At 47.2% G+C, this 19,510-nt stretch carries 16 protein-coding genes; 10 read left to right on the top strand and 6 right to left on the bottom strand.

Translation table 11 applies throughout. From position 1 onward, the window contains the following. Window positions 1-7: 7 nt before the first annotated feature. The gene (gene bcp, locus MYF79_RS05930) at window positions 8-469 is read left to right on the top strand and encodes a thioredoxin-dependent thiol peroxidase (RefSeq protein WP_247812999.1); all 462 of its coding nucleotides are present in this window, start codon (window positions 8-10) and stop codon (window positions 467-469) included. A 77-nt stretch (window positions 470-546) separates the two neighbouring features. Here the strand turns inward: bcp and MYF79_RS05935 are convergent, their stop codons facing one another. After that, window positions 547-2,091, bottom strand: coding sequence for an SUMF1/EgtB/PvdO family nonheme iron enzyme (locus MYF79_RS05935; protein WP_247813001.1), 1,545 nt, complete (start codon window positions 2,089-2,091; stop codon window positions 547-549). A 555-nt stretch (window positions 2,092-2,646) separates the two neighbouring features. Here MYF79_RS05935 and porU point away from each other — a divergent pair. The 7 genes from porU to MYF79_RS05970 all read left to right on the top strand — a co-directional run bounded on the left by porU (window position 2,647) and on the right by MYF79_RS05970 (window position 12,701). Then, window positions 2,647-6,000: a type IX secretion system sortase PorU gene (gene porU, locus MYF79_RS05940; protein ID WP_247813002.1), complete on the top strand. Its 3,354-nt coding sequence runs from the start codon at window positions 2,647-2,649 to the stop codon at window positions 5,998-6,000. 108 nt (window positions 6,001-6,108) lie between these two features. Continuing rightward, window positions 6,109-7,293 carry a type IX secretion system outer membrane channel protein PorV gene (gene porV / locus MYF79_RS05945; protein ID WP_247813003.1) on the top strand — a complete coding sequence of 395 codons (1,185 nt, stop codon included), beginning with the start codon at window positions 6,109-6,111 and terminating at the stop codon, window positions 7,291-7,293. A gap of 126 nt (window positions 7,294-7,419) precedes the next feature. Next, window positions 7,420-7,902 carry a 2-C-methyl-D-erythritol 2,4-cyclodiphosphate synthase gene (gene ispF / locus MYF79_RS05950; protein WP_247813004.1) on the top strand — a complete coding sequence of 161 codons (483 nt, stop codon included), beginning with the start codon at window positions 7,420-7,422 and terminating at the stop codon, window positions 7,900-7,902. Window positions 7,903-8,023: 121 nt separating this feature from the next. Further along, window positions 8,024-8,467, top strand: coding sequence for a dUTP diphosphatase (gene dut, locus MYF79_RS05955; protein WP_247813005.1), 444 nt, complete (start codon window positions 8,024-8,026; stop codon window positions 8,465-8,467). A 3-nt stretch (window positions 8,468-8,470) separates the two neighbouring features. Next, window positions 8,471-10,309, top strand: coding sequence for a tetratricopeptide repeat protein (locus MYF79_RS05960; RefSeq protein WP_247813006.1), 1,839 nt, complete (start codon window positions 8,471-8,473; stop codon window positions 10,307-10,309). 43 nt (window positions 10,310-10,352) lie between these two features. Then, window positions 10,353-11,189 (top strand): DUF4292 domain-containing protein, encoded by an 837-nt coding sequence (locus MYF79_RS05965; protein WP_247813007.1) that lies wholly within the window; start codon window positions 10,353-10,355, stop codon window positions 11,187-11,189. Between the two features lie 63 nt (window positions 11,190-11,252). Then, window positions 11,253-12,701: a murein hydrolase activator EnvC family protein gene (locus tag MYF79_RS05970; protein WP_247813008.1), complete on the top strand. Its 1,449-nt coding sequence runs from the start codon at window positions 11,253-11,255 to the stop codon at window positions 12,699-12,701. Between the two features lie 60 nt (window positions 12,702-12,761). On the opposite strand, the gene bshA is transcribed toward MYF79_RS05970, so the two are convergent. Further along, the gene (bshA, locus tag MYF79_RS05975) at window positions 12,762-13,913 is read right to left on the bottom strand and encodes an N-acetyl-alpha-D-glucosaminyl L-malate synthase BshA (protein ID WP_247813009.1); all 1,152 of its coding nucleotides are present in this window, start codon (window positions 13,911-13,913) and stop codon (window positions 12,762-12,764) included. A gap of 248 nt (window positions 13,914-14,161) precedes the next feature. Between bshA and MYF79_RS05980 the strand changes: the two genes are divergently transcribed. Both MYF79_RS05980 and MYF79_RS05985 read left to right on the top strand, forming a co-directional pair. Further along, window positions 14,162-15,538, top strand: a complete 1,377-nt coding sequence (locus MYF79_RS05980) for a M20/M25/M40 family metallo-hydrolase (RefSeq protein ID WP_247813010.1) — start codon at window positions 14,162-14,164, stop codon at window positions 15,536-15,538. A gap of 25 nt (window positions 15,539-15,563) precedes the next feature. Further along, window positions 15,564-15,941 carry a hypothetical protein gene (locus MYF79_RS05985; RefSeq protein ID WP_247813011.1) on the top strand — a complete coding sequence of 126 codons (378 nt, stop codon included), beginning with the start codon at window positions 15,564-15,566 and terminating at the stop codon, window positions 15,939-15,941. A gap of 47 nt (window positions 15,942-15,988) precedes the next feature. On the opposite strand, the gene MYF79_RS05990 is transcribed toward MYF79_RS05985, so the two are convergent. The 4 genes from MYF79_RS05990 to upp form a co-directional block, all read right to left on the bottom strand. Continuing rightward, window positions 15,989-16,696: an SAM-dependent methyltransferase gene (locus tag MYF79_RS05990; RefSeq protein ID WP_247813012.1), complete on the bottom strand. Its 708-nt coding sequence runs from the start codon at window positions 16,694-16,696 to the stop codon at window positions 15,989-15,991. Continuing rightward, the gene (locus MYF79_RS05995; protein ID WP_199654801.1) at window positions 16,680-17,459 is read right to left on the bottom strand and encodes an EI24 domain-containing protein; all 780 of its coding nucleotides are present in this window, start codon (window positions 17,457-17,459) and stop codon (window positions 16,680-16,682) included. The genes MYF79_RS05990 and MYF79_RS05995 overlap by 17 nt, the downstream gene beginning before the upstream one ends. A gap of 155 nt (window positions 17,460-17,614) precedes the next feature. Continuing rightward, entirely contained in the window at window positions 17,615-18,631 is a 1,017-nt protein-coding gene (locus MYF79_RS06000; protein ID WP_247813013.1) for a PorP/SprF family type IX secretion system membrane protein, read from the bottom strand. A gap of 203 nt (window positions 18,632-18,834) precedes the next feature. Continuing rightward, window positions 18,835-19,488, bottom strand: coding sequence for a uracil phosphoribosyltransferase (upp, locus tag MYF79_RS06005; RefSeq protein ID WP_247813014.1), 654 nt, complete (start codon window positions 19,486-19,488; stop codon window positions 18,835-18,837). Window positions 19,489-19,510 lie beyond the last annotated feature (22 nt).

The raw sequence follows: 19,510 nt of genomic DNA on the forward strand, positions 1-19,510 counted from the left end.
AGAGAATATGACACATTTGAAAGAAGGCGATAAAGCGCCCATTTTTAAGGGAACAGATCAGGAAGGGAAAGCGGTTTCACTGGCAGATCTAAAGGGCAGGAAAGTGATATTGTATTTTTATCCGAAGGATATGACGCCCGCTTGTACGAACCAGGCCTGCAACCTGAGGGATAACTACCATGCGCTGCTGAAGAAAGGATATACAGTAGTAGGCGTAAGTACAGATAGTGAAAAGCGTCATAAGAAGTTTGCTGAAAAATATGATCTGCCTTTCCCCCTGCTGGCAGATGAAGACCGTACCATCCATACCCAGTACGGAGTGTGGGGCGAGAAAAAATTCATGGGCCGTATCTACGATGGTACACACCGTACCACTTTTCTGATCAATGAATCGGGTGTGATAGATAAGATCATTGTGAGACCAGATACCAAAAATCATACGGAAGAGATCCTGGAGATCTGGAAATAATAATACAGATCATTACCAATAAAAAAAGCCCTCCTGGTCGACAGGAGGGCTTTTTTATGATGCTCTATAAATTGGCATTATCTCTTTTGGCGTTGTTTTTTAAACAGCTGACCAGTTTTGAACTTGTTACCTTCAGGGCTACCCACACGGTCCATTGCGCAACGGAAACCTACAGTATTAGTGGCCATATCTTCCTGCATGTAACGGCGTGCACCCGGAGAGAGCCAGTAAGCGCGGTCGTTCCAGCTACCACCTTTTACAACGTGAGATTTATCGTTGATCAGGGAGGTGATACCGTAACCGTATTCTACGTTAGAGAGGGAGTCACCATCGAGATAGTTGATAACATCACCTTTCTGGTAGTTCAGACGGTTAGCACTTTCTTCATCGGTTACATCACGCATTTTCAGGTGACCCAGGCTGTCCTTTTCAGGTTCGTTATCAGCGTTCATGTAAGTAGTCTGGAATTTGTTACCACGGAAGTAGTTGAAGTCATCACCGTCGATCGGGTTCAGCGGACGGTAAACGTCCAGTACCCACTCGCTTACGTTACCTGACATGTTATAGATACCGAAAGTGTTCGGGAAGAAAGCAATTACAGGACCAGGGATAGATGCACGGTCGTTCAGACCACCAGCCATACCCATGTTATCACCGGAACCACGTTTGAAGTTCGCCAGGAACTGACCCTGCCATGCACCACGGCGGATGTCTCTCAGACCACTTGTGTTAGTTCCCCAGGAATAAACCTGTTTGTTCATGATCAACTCCTCACCGCGTTTACCTTCTTTCTTGGAAGGCCCAGGGTTCTGACCGATGTAACCCAGCGCCGCATATTCCCACTCAGCTTCTGTCGGGAGGCGGTAGTTTGGTAACATTACACCATCTTCGAATTGAGCAGTACGGGGAGAACCATCAGCGTTTCTGAACTGAGCCTTGGTACTCTTGGACATATTGCCCGGGATACCTTCATAAAGGCCCGCAGTATATGATTTAGTATCGAAGGTGTTATCATCAGCCTGGTTCTTCATATCGTTTTTGGACAACAACCCTTTGTCGATCAGCATCTTTTCGTTCACACGGTTGGAGCGCCATTTACAATAGTCTACAGCCTGTTTCCAGTTCACACCTACTACCGGATAATCGTTGTAGGCAGGGTGACGGAAATAATATTCTACGAGAGGCTCATTGTAAGCCAGTTCGCTACGCCATACCAGGGTGTCTGGTAAAGCTTTGCGGTATACGTCCGGGAAGGACTCGTCGTACATACGACGCAGCCAGTACAGATATTCACGATAGTGAACGTTGGCTACTTCTGTTTCATCGATGTAGAATGAAGAAACAGTAATACGTCTTGGAATGTTATTCCAGTCGGCCATAACGTCCTGTTCTGTCGCTCCCATGGCGAAGGTACCGCCCTGCACGAAAACAAGACCCGGACCAGTCTGCTGGTCTTTACTTTTGGCCACACTGAAACCACCCATCTTAGGATCATTGTAATTCCAGCCAGTAGCTGTGGATTTCTCCTTCTTTTTGCCGAAAGGGCCGCCGTTTTTACAGGCAGACATCGACATAATTATACTGGCGCCTAAGAGCATTGAGACAGAGGTTAATCTATGCATGCGATTCAGCTTTTTTATTTGATGTTTATGGTAAACGCAAATGTAGTATAATTTATTTTATAGTAAAAATAATTAATCTGTAAGCATTCACCGGTTATTAGAGTCTATTTTGTTTAAAATCAATGTTTTATGGTTCGGGCTGCTGCCCGGACTACGTATTAAGTTTATCTTAACTGTAAAGGCCGTCGGCGCTTTCTGGTGGCTCGTTGGCAGTAGCTGGCTCTGGTTGATGACTCATAGATACATGGTATGGTTAAATGTAAATATACTTCTACTTCTTTGCTTATTCTCCCTAAATTCTAACTTTAAGCGCATTTACCTGCAACGGCGACAAAAGTACGTCCCTCCGGTGATTAAAACGCCGGATAATGGCTACTTATTATAGTGTTGGAAATAGTATGTCATAAAATGTCCCGCTTCCGTATATTCACATGTTATAAAAAACTGAAATACAATCAAAGGCGTTAATGCAGACATTTCGTGACAACGGCCACAATCGTCGCTTTCGCCCTATAAATATACTTTATAATTGCTATGTTTGCGCAAATACCCACTATGAAGTTTATTCCCTTCGCGTTTTTATTGCTCCTCTGTCAATGGGTATCAGGGGGCAATGGGAGGGGAGGACCTTACGCCGCACATTCCGTGCTTTCTTCGGGCAGCTGGCAAAAACTGGCCATCACCCGGGAGGGCATTTATAAAATAGATAAATCCCTGTTGGCAGGTATGGGGATCAGTGCTGATCTGAAAGGTGTGAGGCTCTATGGCACCGGTGGACGCATGTTGCCCGAAAGCAATGCGGCATTCAGGTACGACGATTTGCCCGAGGTGGCGCTGATGGAGGAGGGAGATTACCTGCTGTTCTACGCGCCGGGCCCGCATAGCTGGCAATACCAGGGCGGAAATTTTGTTCATACAGCTAATCTCTATTCAGATACTGCCTGGTACTTTTTGACCACCGGTAGTTCTCCCGGGAAAAGAGTTGCCCAGGACGTCACGACACCGGCCGCAGAGGTAATTGTCAACAGCTTTGATTACCACGCTTTTTATGAAAACGACAGCATTAACTTCCTGAATAGCGGAAAACAATGGTGGGGATCTGTATTCAGCAACGTACAGCCTTTGCGAAATATCAGTTTCTCATTGCCGTTGACTCCTTTCTCCCTGAAGGTGGGAGCAAGGGTGGCGGCCAGGGGGATCGGCACCAGCCGTTTCTCCATACAGGCGGGAAATAATATGTTGGGCTCCCTGTCATTGTCGCCGGTGAGCGGAAATATATTTGAGACTTTTGCTTCGGTAGCAACTGGATATTATACAGCAACGCCTGCCGGTACAACAGTACCAGTTACGCTTAGCTTTACGCCGGGCGGAAGCGGGGCACAGGGATGGCTGGACTACCTGACTTTACAAGCCCGGTGCCCATTGCAGCTACCAACGCAGGAGCCGCTGTTTTTCAGGGATATAACTTCTGTAAATCCCGGCCAGCATGTACAGTTCAGGCTGGAACAGGCAGGTAATCAGACGGTTGTATTGGATGTGACAGACCCGCTGCAGCCCGTAAGGGTGAAAACGCAGTTAAGCGGCACTACGCTCTTTTTTACAAGGGATTGCGGCACATTGCATGAGTATGCCGCATTCTCAGGACAGGGATATCTGCTGCCGGCACCGGCTGGTTCAATAGCCAACCAGGACCTGCATGGTATTACCGCAGCAGATATGCTGATAGTGACCACCCCAGCCTTACAAGCCGCCGCTACCAGGTTGGCGGCCTGGCATGGTACGCATGATGAACTGACCGTGAAAGTGGTAACTGTGAATGAGATCTATAATGAATTCGGTTCAGGTACCCCAGATCCGGTGGCTGTCAGAGATTTTGTGAAGATGTGTTACGATAAGGGAGGACTGCGATACCTGTTACTGTTTGGAGATGCTTCTTACGACTATAAGAACAGGGTGGCGGGAAATACCAACCTGGTGCCGACCTGGCAAAGCTCCATCTCGACAGATCCGGTAAATGCATATCCCTCCGATGATTTCTTTGGTTTCCTGGATAATGCAGACGATATTAATGATAACAGCAGGCAAAACCTGCTGGACATAGCAATAGGTCGCTTACCGGTGCAACAGCCTGCCCAGGCTGAAGCAGTGGTAAATAAGATCATTGGGTACAATGTGCCTGCGAACTTCGGCCGCTGGCAGCAGCATATCACAATCGTGGCTGACGACGGAGATGATAACCTGCATCTGCAGGATGCAGAGAGCATGAGTGAGATCGTAGCTGCGCAATGGCCGGCAGGGCATATAGATAAGATATACCTCGATGCCTATCCGAAAATATCTGATGCTGGTGGTAGCCGCTATCCCGCAGTCAATACAGCCATAGCAGAAGATATCTTCGATGGTACCCTGATATGGAACTACACCGGCCATGGAAGTTACTCGCGGCTTGCGGAAGAAGTGATCATGGAGGAAAGCTCTCTGGCCACCTGGAAGAACGCTGGTAAACTGCCGCTGTTTATCACGGCTACCTGCGACTTTGCGCCCTTCGATAATCCCGCGTATGTATCCCTCGGAGAGAGGTTACTGTTGCAGGAGAATGGTGGTGGTATAGCGTTGATGACGACTACCAGGGCTGTATTTTCCGCTTCCAATAAAGTGATGAATGCCAATTACCTGAAAAAGCTGCTGACGCCCAATGCGGACGGGCAGATGCCGACGCTCGGACAGGCGGCAATGGAGGCCAAGAACCTGACATATGCTACTTATATCGATATTCCTAATAACCGTAAGTTCCAGTTATTGGGCGATCCCGCACAGACGCTGGCTTTTCCCCGGTATCATGTAGTAACGGATTCTATTAACGGCAAGGCGGTAAACGACGTACCAGATACATTAAAAGCTATGGGTAAATACACTGTTAAGGGGCACCTGGAAGACGAACAGGGTATTCGGCAGGATGCATATAAGGGAGCCTTGTACGCGACCGTGTACGATAAACCTGCTTTGCAATATACCCGTGGGAATGATGCAGGAAGCACCAGGGCAGGTTACTATCAACAACAGAATGTACTGTACCGTGGCCAACAGACTATTGAGAACGGCCGCTTCTCCTGCACTTTTGTAGTGCCTGCAGATATTGATTACCAGGCTGGCGCCGGAACGATCAGTTTTTATGCTGCCAACGGAGCGACTGCCGCAGGAGGGGTGTTTTCAGGAATACAGGTAGGCGGAACAGCCGATGATATTGAACAAGATGAACTGGGACCTGTTATAAAAGCATACCTCGATAATGAATATTTCCGCAATGGGGGCATAACTGGAGAGAATCCGGTACTATTGCTGCAGCTGAAGGACGAACAGGGGATCAATACTTCCGGTTATGGCGTAGGGCATGATCTGATCGCTACCCTGGACAATAAGGAAGATCAATACTATATCCTGAACAGCTTCTTTGAGGCCACAACCGACAGTTATCAGGAAGGAACGGTCCGTTTCCCGCTGTATAGTCTGTCCGAAGGGATGCATACGATGGCTATAAAAGCATGGGATACCCACAACAACTCCGGTACAGCTACACTGCAGTTCCGGGTAGTTCGGTCAAACGAGATGACGATAGGAAAGGCCAGTTGCTTTCCGAACCCTGTCCACGACCAGACGCGGTTCACTTTTGAGCATAATCAGGAGGATCGGACCCTGGACATAACAATAAAAATCTTTACAGTAATGGGTCAACAAATAAAAACTATACATCATACAATAAATGACGGTGGCAGCCGTTATGTAGGAGCATCCTGGAACGGAACGGCCGATTCCGGCGCCCGGGTGTCGCCTGGAATTTATATATATAGTATCTTGGTAACAGCGAATGGTAAAACAAAGGTTTTAGGCGGAAAAGTAACTGTATTATAACCTATGCATCGAAAGCACATACTTAATTCGCAAGTCCCTTACCAGACCCCTGTTATTGATAATATAGATTTTCGAACTATTTTTACAACTCGTTCTAAACACTATTGCATGTATAATTGCATGATCAGAAAGGCAACTGTAAACCTTGTCTTAATTTGTTGCATCCTATTCTCTCTGTCTGTTTCTGCCCAGATCTCCACAGGTAATCTGGACGGACGCACAAATACCATTAACACAGCGGTACCTTTTCTACGTATTTCTCCTGATGCAAGGGCAGGAGCTATGGGAGACGCCGGCGTGGCCACCTCGCCCGACGCAAATTCCATCTACTGGAACCTTGCCAAAATTCCGTTTGCAACAACCCGTTCCGCGATATCTGTTACTTATACCCCCTGGTTAAAAGAACTCGTGAACGACGTGTTCCTTGCTAACCTGTCAGGTTATTATCAGCTGGATGAGTTTCAGACAATTTCCAGCTCATTGCGTTACTTCTCATTAGGTACTATCAACTTTACGGATGTTACCGGTATGCCTACTTATGACTACCGTCCGCGTGAATTTGCATTTGATGCAGGTTATGCCCGTAAATTATCAGATAACTTCTCTGTTGCCCTGGCCGGACGTTTTATTTATTCCAATCTTGCCAGCGGTGATATCAACGGCCGGGTGATCAGACCGGGTAAAGCATTTGCAACCGACCTGTCCCTGTTCTACACAAAAGACTACGAGAAAGACAATAGTGCTGTAAATACCTGGAATGTTGGTCTGGCTATCACTAACATTGGTACCAAGATCTCCTATACAGAATCAGCTACCAATAAAGACTTTCTGCCTACCAACCTGGGACTGGGTACTGCCTACACCATAGGAATGGACCAGACCAGCAAATTAATGTTCACACTCGATCTGAATAAACTGCTCGTACCTACTCCCGATAGTACCGGTGCTTATCGCGAAAAATCAACTATCTCCGGCATGTTCTCTTCTTTTGGGGATGCTCCGGGTGGTATGAAGGAAGAACTGCAGGAAGTAACTGTTTCCCTGGGTGGTGAGTACAGCTACAACGATCAGTTCTTTGTACGTGCCGGTTATTTTTATGAAAACAAGAACAAGGGCAACCGTAAGTACGTAACTGCCGGTCTGGGTGTTAAATACAACATGTTCGGCCTGAACTTCTCTTACCTCGTGCCTTCCGGTAATGGCATCCAGCGTAACCCGCTGTCCAATACCCTGCGCTTCTCGCTGATCTTTGACCTCGGTCATAAAGAAGAAGATAACGGCAACACCTGGTAATAGCTGGTACTTAAATAGTTAATATTTTTTTAAAATATAAGAATCCTCCGGAAATAGCCGGAGGATTTTTAATTTGCGGTAATTTTAACAGTTAAAAGCTTATATTTCAAAGTTTATACATCTGTCATGACTAAATTGCGCATTGGCCTTGGGGTAGATTTTCATCAGTTAACAGAGGGCAGGGATTTTTGGTTGGGAGGAGTTTTGGTACCACACCATAAAGGAGCCCTGGGACATAGCGATGCCGATGTGCTGCTCCACGCCATATGTGATGCTATGCTGGGAGCCGCCAGCCTGGGAGATATCGGACTGCATTTCCCCGATACTGACAATACTTATAAGAATATTGACAGCAAAATACTGCTGAAGCGCACACAGGAGCTGATCGCCGCCAAAGGGTATCAGGTGGTGAACATCGACAGCACTCTTTGCCTTCAGGCACCTAAGATCAAGCCTTATGTAGTACAGATGCAGGAGACTATAGCCGGTATATTGAATATATCTGCAGAGGAAGTGTCTATAAAAGCTACAACAACAGAGAAACTGGGCTTTGTTGGCCGTGAAGAGGGCGTTGTGGCTTATGCCACGGTCCTGCTGGAGAAAAATTAAACACAGGCTTCAAGGCTTGTATTTCTTTCAAGATCAGCGCATTATGCCGGAATGTCCGGTAAAAATGAATCAAGTGTTCATAATCTGCGGACTATGGACTATTTAAAATACCTTTGCAATAATGGCAGCTATAACAGTAAAGATCATCAATAAATCCGCTAATCCGCTACCGGCCTATGCCACAGCAGAAGCGGCCGGGATGGACCTCAGGGCCAACCTGGAAACAGCTATCACCCTGCAGCCTCTTGAAAGGATGCTGATACCTACCGGCCTGTTCATAGAGCTGCCTACAGGGTATGAAGCTCAGATCAGGCCCCGCAGCGGTCTGGCGATCAAACAGGGTCTTACCCTGCTGAATACCCCTGGCACTATCGATGCCGACTACAGGGGAGAGATCAAGATCATAATGATCAACCTGTCGAACGAACCGCAGGCTATTGCACCTGGTGAAAGGATTGCCCAGATGGTAATAGCGCCTTTCGTGCAAGCCGGACTTGAAGCAGTGGAACTGCTGACAGAAACAGAACGTGGTGCCGGCGGTTTTGGCCACACCGGTAAATCTTAATAAATGTTCATATTCCGGAATAACAATAGGACCCTGCCTGGAAAGAATGGTCTGCCGGCTTTACACCGATTGGTAGGCCGCTTACCTCTTCTAGTGGCGGGCCTTTGTTGTCTGGTGGGAACTGCCTGTAACTCTTCCAGGCCGCTTGCCAGGCGTTCGCCCTCCCGGCAGGTATACTCCATTAAAGATTCCACTCTGCTGGAACAGCGGGCTGACAGTCTCTTCTACTCGGCCGAAAGATCTAAGATACTGGGCGATTATCGCACGGCCATCACACAATTCTCAGATTACCTCCGCCTGAGAAGGAACAATCCTACCGCTTACTACGAACTTGCGCGTCTGTTCATCGAGGTACGTAACCCTGGTTATGCATTGGGCTTTGCCCGTAAGGCGGTGAGCCTGGACGCTTCCAATAAGTGGTTTCAGATAACACTGGCGGATGCATTCGGTGTAAACGCCCAGTTTGACAGCGCTGCAGCTGTATACGGCCGCCTCGCCACCAGATATCCTGATAATGATGAGTACCTGTACAATAAGGGTATGTTCCTCGCCAAGGCAGATAAATCTGAAGAAGCACTGGTGGTGTTTGATTCTTTGGAAGTGAAAGTAGGTCTGATAGAGGAACTGGCCTTCCAGAAACAACGGCTTTATCTCAAGCTGAACAGAATGGAAGATGCTGCCGCCGAGGTGCATAAGCTGATCAATCAGAATCCGGATGATGTAAGGTATTATCTCATCCTGGGAGATATTTATAACTCGAATGACCGTACTGAGGAGGCTACAGCTATTTACAAAGAAGTGCTGCAGCGCGACCCGTCTAATCCGAGAGCGCTGATAGCGCTGTCAGGCTTTGCCAAAAAGGAAGGTAAACTTGACCAATACTGGGCTTATCTGACCCGCGCTTTTGCCAATCCCGACTATAATATTGATGAAAAAGTAGCTTATGTCTATCCTTACCTGCAAATGCAGGGTGTGGACAGCGGTAAACTGAAAGAAGGACTGCAACTGGCGCAGCTGGTTATAGAGGCACACCCCGAAGAAGCTAAAGCTTATGCCCTGCAGGCAGATATGTACTCTCAGGCAGGTATGCTCGACAGTGCATTGGTCGATTACAACAAAGCAGTGAGCCTGGATTCCACACGTTTTACCGTGTGGTACCAGTTGATGTGGATCTACTCCCGTAAGGATGATTCGAATAACCTGCTCAAAGTGAGCTCAATCGTGACTGAGCGGTTTCCAAAGGAATTTATGGGCCATTACTTCAAGGGGGTGGCTAACTTTTTGCTACAGAATTATCCGGCATCTATAGATGCCTTGAATATTGCATTACAGACAGGGAATGGTAACGGGGACAAGAATACACGGGCAGATGTTTACTCCCTGCTGGGCGATGCTTATCACGCAACCGGTCAGCATCAGCTATCGGACAGCAGTTATGACCGGGCGCTGGCACTAAAGCCGGATGATGCACTGGTACTGAACAACTTCAGTTACTATCTCTCGCTTCGCGGAGAGCAGCTGAGCAAGGCAGAGAGTATGTCTAAACGTTCTTTGGAACTGGAACCGGGAAGTACCAATTTTATGGATACATACGCCTGGATCCTGTTTCGCATGGCCCGTTATGAGCAGGCCAGGGAATGGATGGAAAAAGCCCTGCAGTCACAGGAAGCGCGCGAGAACCCTAATATGCTTGAGCACTATGGAGATATACTGTTTAACCTCCATGAAGTAGACAAAGCCCTGGAATATTGGCAATTGGCCAAGCAAAAAGGAGCTAATTCAGTGGGATTAGCCCGTAAAATTGCAGAAAAACGGTATATACTTGCAACCGAAAGGGAATAGCAACGCTTCCCCGGGGAAATGGGAATGTATTGAATTAAAGATCATGATGAAGCAAACATTAGCACTGATAGTATTAGGTATTGTAAGCACGGGACTCTTTTCATGCAGGCATAGCCGACAGATTGCAGGTACTTCTTTTCCTGTAACAGATACTACCCAGCACAATATTATTACAAAAACAGATAGTGCATCAGTTGCAGCCGCAAGCACTTACAATAAAGAACTGCTCTCAAAACTGCGCAGTAACCATATATCGTTTAACACTTTCTCCGCTAAATTAAAGATCGACTTCGAGACAGAATCCAAACAGATGTCAGGCATCAATGCAAACATGCGGATGCAAAAAGACAGTTTCATCTGGATCTCCGTATCAGCGCCTATTATCGGAGAAGTAGCACGGGCTATTATTACACCAGATAGCCTGAAGGCAATCGACAAGTTCCATAAAATAGCCTATCTCAGGGACCTTAAAAATGCACAGGATGTCCTGAATATTCCGTTCGATTTCAAAACATTACAGGACCTCCTCATCGGCAACCCTATCTACCTGACGGACTCTGTTTATCAGGTAGTTAAGACGCCGGCAGTGATCTCTTTTACCTGCGACAGCACAATATTTACCAGTCTGTTCAACGTTTTTGCAGATGATTATATCCTGCAGCAAAGCAAGGTGATGGATAAAGACAGTACACGCAGGCGTTCGGTTGAACTTACATATGGTGAGTACAAGTCGCTGGATAAGATTAAATTTGCTACCCGCCGCAGGGTTTTTGTGGAAGAAAAAAGTTACACGAAGATCAACATGGATTTTAACAAAATAGATTTTGATCAGCCAGTGAGCTTTCCGTTCACAATTCCTTCAGGGTATTCGAGGGAGTAGGGGTGCGCCGGAATGTATCTGAAATTTGTAAATTGCTATTTTGCAGCTATCTTTAAAACCATCATGCTGAATCTGAAGAAGTTTTTCCCGTTTATAATAATCTTAGGTTTACTACCGGCCTTGCTGCATGCACAGGCTCCCCAACTGTCGCGGGAAGAATTGGAGCATAGAAAGAGAGAGTTGCAGCGTGAGATCGACGAGGCCAACGAAGCACTCAAAACTACCAAGAGATCAACAAAGGAGAGCCTGAGCCAACTGCGGGCGTTACGTGAAAAGATTTCGCTGCGTACCCGTCTTATCAACAATATTAACGAAGAGATCAACTTCATCAACGGTGACATCAATGCTGCTTACAGGGACATTAAGACCCTGGAGAAAGATCTTGATACCCTGAAGTCACAATATGCCCAGCTGGTCGTATATGCTTATAAGAACCGCAGTACCTACGATATGCTGAATTTTATTTTTTCTGCGGAGTCTTTCAATGATGCAGTTAAAAGGTATCAATACCTTAAGCAATACCGTGATTACCGTCGGCGGCAGGCAGACAACATTGTTGAAACGCGTGTGCTGTTGAGCAAGAAAATTGAAAGCCTGCAGGAACAAAAGGAGAAGCGGTCGGGTACATTAAAGGTAGAACAGGAACAACGGAATATCCTGGAGGTGGACAAGAAGGAGAAAGACAAAGTGTTGTCCAACCTGAAAGGACGTGAAAAAGAGCTGCTGGCAGATATCAATAAGAACAAAAAGGATGCACAGAAAGTACAGGCAGCCATCCAGGCGGTAATACGCCGTGAGATCGAAATGGCACGCCGGCAGGCGGAAGAGGAAGCGGCGGCTAAACGTAAAGCTGCTGCTGAAGAGAAACGGAGGCGTGACGAGGCTGCAAAGAAGGCCGCTGCCCTTGCTGCTGCTAATGCCGCTGCTGCAAACGCGGCCAAGAATAATAACAACAATGCTGTAGCTGAAAATAAACCGGAAACGAAACCGACAGAACCTGCACCGGCTCCCAAACCGCCGGCGCCTGCACCGGAAGCGGAAAAACCAGTACGTACAGAGAACGTGCTGGAAGCAACGCCCGAAGCACTGGCATTATCAGAAAGTTTTGAGAACAACCGTGGTAAACTGCCATGGCCGGTGAGCTCCGGTCATATTATTGGCCACTTCGGTCGCCAGCAGCACGCTGTCATCGACCGTATTACCGTGGAGAATGATGGTGTGATCATCGGTACCAGCCGTGGAGCAGCTGTCAGAGCTATATTCCAGGGAGAGGTGAGGACGGTAGCTGTTATTCCGGGAGGTGGTTCGTTGGTGATCATCCGGCACGGCCAGTATTTTACTAACTACGCGCGCCTGCAGACAGTAAGTGTAAGAACGGGCGACAGGGTGAGCACAGGCCAGTTGATCGGTACCGCAGGTACAAATGAACTGGAAAACCTGGGTGAAGTAGAGCTGCAGATCTATAAAGGAATACAGAAACAGAATCCCGAATTCTGGATCAGGAAGAAATAACTGAAGAAGCTATAAAGAAAAAAGCTGTCAGCCTCTGGCTGACAGCTTTTTTTATGAAAATTACTTATCTATCGATGCTAATGACCTGTTCATCACTTCCTCGTACAGGGCCTCATATTGTGGGATGATATTGTTAATATGGAAACGTTGGGCCTGTTCCAGCGCTCCCTTACGCATGGTTGCCAGCAGCTGCTCATCCAGCAACAGCCGGGTAGCATGCTCCGCCATACTGTCTACATCGCCGACAGGGCTCAGGTAACCGGTCTTTCCGTGAATGTTCACCTCCGGCAAGCCACCGGCATTGGAGGATATCACCGGCACTTCCGCAGCCATGGCTTCCAGGGCAGCCAGACCAAAGCTTTCATAATCCGACGGCAGCACAAACAGATCTGCAATAGACATCACGTCTTCCAGCTGTTCCTGCTTACCTACAAAGCGGATATCCCCGCAGAGATGCATGTCCCGGCACATCGCTTCAATAGCTGGCCTGTCAGGACCATCGCCGACCAGCAGCAGCTTAACGGGTACTTTTTCTCTAACCTTCTGGAAGATCTTCACTACATCGGGGACACGTTTTACCTTACGGAAATTTGATACGTGCAGCAGGATCTTTTCTCCGTTGGGTGCAATAGCATTCCTGAAATGGAGTAACTCTTTTTCGCGGCGTTTGAAACGCTCTGTATCTACAAAATTGTAGATGACCTCGATGTCTTTTTCGATTTGAAAAGACTTGTATGTTTCTTCCCGGAGATTATTGGATACTGCGGTAATAGCGTCCGACTCATTGATAGAGAAGGTCACCACCGGTGCATAGGTCTTATCCTTCCCTACCAGGGTAATGTCTGTACCATGGAGGGTTGTGATAAATGGAACGGTCCTGCCTTGTTTGCTCACGATTTGTTTTGCCAGGTAGGCAGTGGAGGCATGCGGAATGGCATAGTGTACGTGCAGCAGGTCTAACTGCTGGTTAAGTATAACATCCACCATGGTGCTGCTCAGGGCAGATTCATAAGGTGGAAAATCGAAAAGTGGGTAAGTAGGAACCTGCACTTCATGATAATATATGTTGGCATGAAAGGCATTCAGTCGCACGGGTTGCTGGTAAGTAATAAAATGGACCATGTGCCCTTTATCTGCCAGCGCCTTACCCAATTCCGTTGCCAGTACGCCGCTACCCCCATAAGTCGGGTAACATACTATTCCAATTCGCATGTGTTGTTGTTTAAAACTTTATAGCCAACGCGCTTAGTGCCGAACGTTTAGCACAGAATGCAGAACGCTTCACGCAGAACACAGTTTTTTACGTTAATACAGAGTACAAAATTATAACATTTTAGCCTGACATTCCCGGTAAATGGTATTAGCGGCATGTTAAGGCTGTCATGTAAAATATATGTATGATAAACCCATTTGAATAACAATGTTATTTAATTAGTTTTAGTGCCAAAATCGACGTGTTTATGAGAAATTACCTGCTGCCTGCGCTGTTGGCCGTTACCGTACCGGTATGTGCACAACAGCAGGAGAACGACTCCCTGGTTTTAAGACAACTGGCTACCGAAGTCCTGACACATAGTAAGGCATATTCTAATCTGAGGGATCTTACCCAGCAGGTAGGAGGCCGCCTTGCCGGTTCTCCACAAATGGTGAAAGCTGAGAAATGGGGAGAACAGGTATTAAAAGACGCCGGTGCAGACACTGTTTATATGCAGGCCTGCCAGGTGCCCCATTGGGTAAGAGGCGCGAAGGAAGAGGTGCGCATCATCTCCCGTCGCCGTGACTTTATTCCGCCTTTAAATGTCCTGGCGCTGGGAAATTCAGTAGGTAGCGGCCCTACAGGGATCACCGCTCCTGTACTGGAAGTATCTTCTTTTGATGATCTGGAAGCTAAAAAAGACCAGGTAAAAGGAAAGATCGTGTTTTATAACTACGCTTTCAGGCCCGAATTTATCCGCACTTTCGAGTCTTACGGCGATGCAGTAAGATATCGTGGACAAGGCGCCAGCAGGGCTGCTAAATATGGAGCACTGGCTGTGGTGGTACGGTCTATGACCCATGGCGCTAACAATTTGCCGCATACCGGCGCCATGCATTATAATGACTCTTTTCCTAAAATTCCGGCAGTAGCTATTGGCCTGGAAGATGCCGACCTGCTGAGCAACCGGCTAAAAGGCGAGTCAGACATGAAGCTGTACCTGAAAACCAATTGTAAAATGCTGCCTGATACCACCGGGCACAACGTGATCGGTGAGATCAGGGGTACGGAATTCCCGGACCAGATCATCACTGTGGGTGGGCATCTGGATTCCTGGGACGTCAACCAGGGCGCACATGATGATGGCACCGGCTGTGTACAGTCAGTGGAATTGCTGCGGGCTTTTAAGGCCGCTGGCATTAAGCCCAAGCGTACCATCCGGATCGTGTTGTTTGCCAATGAAGAGAATGGTACCCGCGGAGGCAAGAAATACGCCGCAGAGGCGAAAGCGAAAGGAGAGCACCATATATTCGCATTGGAAAGCGATGCGGGTGGTTTTACCCCCCGTGGCTTTTCATTCACCATGCCGGCAGAGAAACAGGCTAAGATCATCTCCTGGGCGCCTTTATTCAGGCCCTATGATGTATATGACTTCACAGCTGCAGGCGGAGGCGTGGATGTAGGAGAACTGTATGAGGCGATAGGTACCCCAATGGGCGAACTAATGCCGGACTCCCAGCGTTATTTTGATCTGCACCATGCTGCCAACGATACTTTTGAAGCAGTGAACAAAAGAGAGCTGGAACTGGGCGCTTTCAGTATGGCGGGGTTGATCTATCTGATCGATAAATACGGACTTTAATCCTTACCTGTATCAAATAAACAATATGCGCAAATTCCTTTTTATGGTGGTGGGTGGCGTACTTGTGGTGTTGATCCTTATTTTCATGTACCGGTTCTATTTCGTGTTTGGGCGCGGGGTGAAGGCCGGGGAACTGAATTACTTTGTAGAGAAGGGATATGTCTTCAAGACATTTGAAGGCCGCCTTATCCAGAGCGGCTACCGCTCTAAACAGCCAGGTGCGCTGCAGTCAAATGAATTCCAGTTCTCTGTGACAGATAAACGCGTTGCCGAGCGCCTCATGACCTGCAGTGGAAAGTTTGTAGAGCTGCACTACAAGGAATACCTGGGCGTACTTCCCTGGCGCGGGGTCAGTAACTTTGTTGTGGACAGTGTAATTACAGTGAAGGATGTAGCGTATTAACAGAAAGCAGATCAGGAATGAATACCAGCTGGTTCATTCCTGATCTTTTATTGCGCCAGCAGTAAAAATATAGCTGGCTTCTTATGCAGCTCCGGCAGCTGTTGTTTCCATGCCTTTACCGATTTTGTACGGATGAATTCTTCAGGTCCGGTAATATCTGCAGCCACGCACACCTGCGTGGTGTCTTTACAGTTATCCAGTATATCTTTCAACAGCTGATTATTACGGTAAGGCGTTTCTATGAAAAGCTGGGTCTGTTGTTTCTTTTGTGATTGCATTTCCAGGTCACGTATCGCCTTTATCCTTTCCGGTGGTTTTACCGGCAGGTAGCCCACAAACTGAAAGTTTTGTCCATTCATGCCTGAAGCCATCAGTGCCAGCAGCATTGAGTTGGGCCCCACCATAGGTATCACCTGTGCATTAATGGCATGGGCCACCTGTACAACGAGATGCCCCGGATCGGCAATAGCAGGACAGCCCGCTTCACTGATCACGCCAATATCTTTTCCGGAAAGTAATATCTGTTTAGCCAATGCCGTATCCGGCGGATGGTTTTCATGCATTAGCAGTAGTTGCAGGGCATCTATGTTGATGCTTTTATCCAGCGCTTTCAGGTAGCGCCTGGCAGTACGTTCATTCTCCACAAAGAATACGCTGATCTGCTGTACCACAGGCGTGATGTAAGCCGGAATAGTATGGAGTGTATCCGGGCTGAGTACGGTCGGGATCAGGTATACTTTACCAGCTTGCGCCATGCAATAATTTTTTGTCTGATAAATGAATAGTGGCAGCTATTACTGCATAGGAAGGCGCAAGTACCCATCCCAGTAACGGAACGAACATCAGGATATAAAACACGATGCCATTACCCAATGCTATGCCCCTGTGATCCTTTATAAACCTGATACTCTGCCTGGTGCTCATCTGATGCCGTTCACAGCTGTAATCTACCATGGAAAAGCCGTAGAAATAACACTCTATAAAAAAGGCAAACAGTGGAGTGATCCAGCCAACTACCGGTATGAATGACAGTACGATCAATAACAGCACTGCTATGGTTTGATACAGCATGTTACGCAGTGAGATAGATATGCCTCTGCCCATATCTTTGAGGAACTGCTGCATGCTGAAAGGGAATTCCCGGCGCTCCAGGATAGCCTCTGTTTTCTCCGAGAGATAGGCAAACAGGGGAGATCCGAGGATGAGGAAAAGGTATTTATAATAAGAAAAATATAGTAGCAATATCATGATCCTGATGGAGAATGCCAGCAGGATAAAGAAGAAGCTGACCCAGGTGCTTTCCAGATCCTGTATCCATGTTTTTAATGGCAGCAGGTTAAACAGGTATTCCACAAAATCTCCTGAATATCCCCACACAAAGTAACTTCCCGTCATGAACAATATGCAGTACAGGATACCGGGTACAAGTATCCATTTCCATAACTTGTGCTGCATAATAAACTGATGTGCTTTCCCGTAGGCCTGAATAGCGGCCAGCACTTCTCTGAATGAAAACAAAATCCTGGAATTTTAGTGATTAGTTATTCGCTATAAGCATTGATCCGGTTGTAAGTAACTAAAAATCAGTGGAACAATGGTAAAAAATGTATGGTGGCAATAAAAAACCTGCCAGCTTATGCAACTGGCAGGCTTTTTTGAAATGATTTATCAGATCAGAACCTTGGACACAAGGTTCTGTACTTATTACCTTCATTGCGTCTGTGTATGTAGATAATGGAAAGCTCCATACCTCCACGATAGTTAGAGGCCGGTTTCAGCGTTGATACGTTCATATCGTAAGAAGCGCCGATAGTGAAGCCATTGATCTCCAGACCTACATATGGGTTGATCGCATCTTTCAGACGGCACCAGCTACCGAGATAGAAGGTGGTTGGATTCTCATCATCGCCGTTCAGGTTGAAACCGTAAGCGCCGCCGAAAGAAAATTCAGACGCTGTACTTTGTTTCATATAGAGGGCGCTGAAGTGGAAGCGGTTATTGCCATTTACCGGTACGGAACCACCACCGTGAGCCGTCCAGCGGGAAGTCAGGCGGTTATTGTTCTGCGCCATGAACGTTTCTGTAGGCTGTGTGATGTGATAGTAGGAAACACCCATGTAGATATTGGATGATTCACCCACCAGACCGTTATACAGGATACCGATATTGGGGTCGAGATAGGTAATAGTCGGGTTTACAAAGGTTTCACCACTTGGGATGGCAGGATTGTAACCGGTATTATCTATCTGGTTTTCGAATACCAGCTTTGTCTGATCAAGTCGTTTCTGTACGTAGGTGGCCTGCAAGCCAACTGCCAGGGTATGGTTTCCTTCCGGGTCCAGACCTTTATGATAAGCTGTACTAAAGCTGAGATAGGTAGATGTCAGTGCTCCTCCGCCAGTCCTGTCGTACATTGCCATTACACCTACTCCCCAGATATCAGTATAGGACAGTACGTTCTTCAGAATTCCAAAGTCTACTGCTGCAGTACCGGTAGTAAAGGGCGTTGAGATGCTTCTCCACTGTGAACGGTAGTTCCCTGAAACACGAAAGTCGCCTGAAAACAGGCCTGTAAATGCCGGATTAAGTGTGAGTGGGGAGGCGAAGAACTGCGAAAAATGCGGGTCTTGCGCCCTGGCCGGGTTCATCAGATAAAGGGCAATCGTGAAAAACAGCAACACTTTTTTCATAAAACAATACTTAATAGTATAGGGTTTTCTCATGGTTCCATGTGAAGGTACGCAATGCTACTCATATTTCAAATTAAAAATATATAACATGGCTTATGAGAAATCCCTAAAGTGTTATGAATGAATGACTAAACGGAATAGTTTTTCTTTGGTTGACTACTTACTTCCTCTAAAGCAGATCCTGTCTGTTGGTATTCTGGTGCCTATTGCTGCAGCTTATTTCCAAATGCGAGGTCACCGGCATCTCCCAGTCCCGGTACAATATACCCTTTGGCTGTCAGTTCATCATCAATATCTCCGGCCCAGATGCTGAGGTTACTGTCGGCATGTCTCTGAACATATTCTATTCCCACGGTACAGGCAATGGCTACGACAAGGTGGATATGTTTGGGTTTACCCAGGCTTTGCAGGTGTTCGATGGTTTTCACCAGGGACGCGCCCGTTGCCAGCATGGGGTCTGATAGTATAACTACCTGGCCGTCAATGGAAGGGCTGGACACGTATTCCAGGTTGATATCGAAGGTGCCGTCGTGTTTATGCTTACGGTAGGCGGATATAAAGGCATGATCAGCTTTATCAAAGTAGTGGAGCAGACCCTGATGGAGTGCTAAGCCTGCCCTCAGGATAGTGGCCAGAACGGGTTGTTGTTTCAACACCCGGCAATTGGCAATGCCTAGTGGTGTCTGGACCTCCTTCTCTTCGTATTCCAATGTTTTACTGATCTCGTAGGCTGCTATTTCTCCGAGTCTTTCCATATTGCGCCGGAAGCGCATGCGGTCTGTCTGTACTTCCATGCTTCTGATCTCACTTAACCAGTTTCCCACTAACGAATTGGTGCTACTTAGATTCACTATCATGTATGCAAAATACCAAAATTTT

It is taken from the genome of Chitinophaga filiformis, from assembly GCF_023100805.1.
In the GTDB taxonomy this organism is placed as follows: Bacteria; Bacteroidota; Bacteroidia; order Chitinophagales; family Chitinophagaceae; genus Chitinophaga; species Chitinophaga filiformis_B.